Consider the following 941-nt stretch of genomic DNA (forward strand, 5'->3'; position numbering starts at 1 on the left):
CCATCGGCCTGCTCGCCGCTGGCCTGGCGCATGACGTGAAGAACCTGGTGCAGTCCGTGCGCAGCGGCGCGCGGGTGATGCAGCGCCGCGCCGAGGATCCGGAGGAGGTGCGGCGCTGTGCCGGGCTGCTCGGCGACGCGGCGGAGCGCGGCGGGCGGCTGGTGGATGCCATGCTGGCCTTCGCCCGCGGCGGCGGCGCGCCGGACCAGCCGGCGCCCAGCCTCGATGTCGGTGCCGCGCTGGCAGAACTCGCCGAGCTCCTGGCCCGTACGCTGGGCGGCAGCTGGCCGGTGCGCACCCAGCTCCAGCCCGGCCTGCCCGGCGCCCGCGGCGACCGTGCGGGGTTCGAGGCCGCCATCGTCAACCTCGCCGCCAACGCCCGCGACGCCATGCCGGGGGGCGGCCTCGTCACCATCGCCGCCTGGGCCGAGACGCTGGAGACGCCGGCGGAGGAGGCGGGGCTGCGGCCCGGCGACTACGTCGTGGCGGCGGTGATCGACGGCGGCGACGGCATGGACGCCGAGACCCTGGCCCGCCTCGGCGAGCCGTTCTTCACCACCAAGCCGCCGGGCGTCGGCACAGGCCTTGGCCTGGCGACGGTGCGCGGCTTCTGCACGCGGAACGGCGGCGCGCTGCGGTTCGAAAGCAGCCCGGGCCAGGGCACCACCGCGGCCATCTGGCTGCCGGCCGCCGTCTGAAGCGACGACGGCCCCCTATTCCGCCGCCGCGCCCCAGGCGGCGCGCTTGCGGTACAGCGTCGAGGGGCTGATGCCGAGATAGGCGGCGGCCTTCGGGATGTTGCCGTCGCACAGCGTCACCGCGCGCTCGATGGCCTCGCGCTCGATCTCCGCCAGCGGGCGGATCAGACGCGAGGCGTCGGCGCCCGGCAGGCTGCGCGGCGGGGCGGGCTGCGGCGCGGGCGGCTGGCTCGCCGGCGGCTC

The 941-nt window shown here is 77.4% G+C and carries 2 protein-coding genes; one reads left to right on the forward strand and one right to left on the reverse strand.

Annotated features, from left to right (window positions below; translation table 11 throughout):
- On the forward strand, positions 1 to 698 hold a 698-nt coding region (locus OZN99_RS32460), incomplete at its 5' end, for a sensor histidine kinase (RefSeq protein ID WP_270939301.1).
- A 15-nt stretch (positions 699 to 713) separates the two neighbouring features.
- Here the strand turns inward: OZN99_RS32460 and OZN99_RS32465 are convergent.
- A partial coding sequence (locus OZN99_RS32465) for a helix-turn-helix domain-containing protein (RefSeq protein ID WP_270939302.1) occupies positions 714 to 941 on the reverse strand: 228 nt, incomplete at its 5' end.

The sequence above is a fragment of the Falsiroseomonas oryzae genome (assembly GCF_027856955.1).
GTDB lineage: Bacteria > Pseudomonadota > Alphaproteobacteria > Acetobacterales > Acetobacteraceae > Falsiroseomonas > Falsiroseomonas oryzae.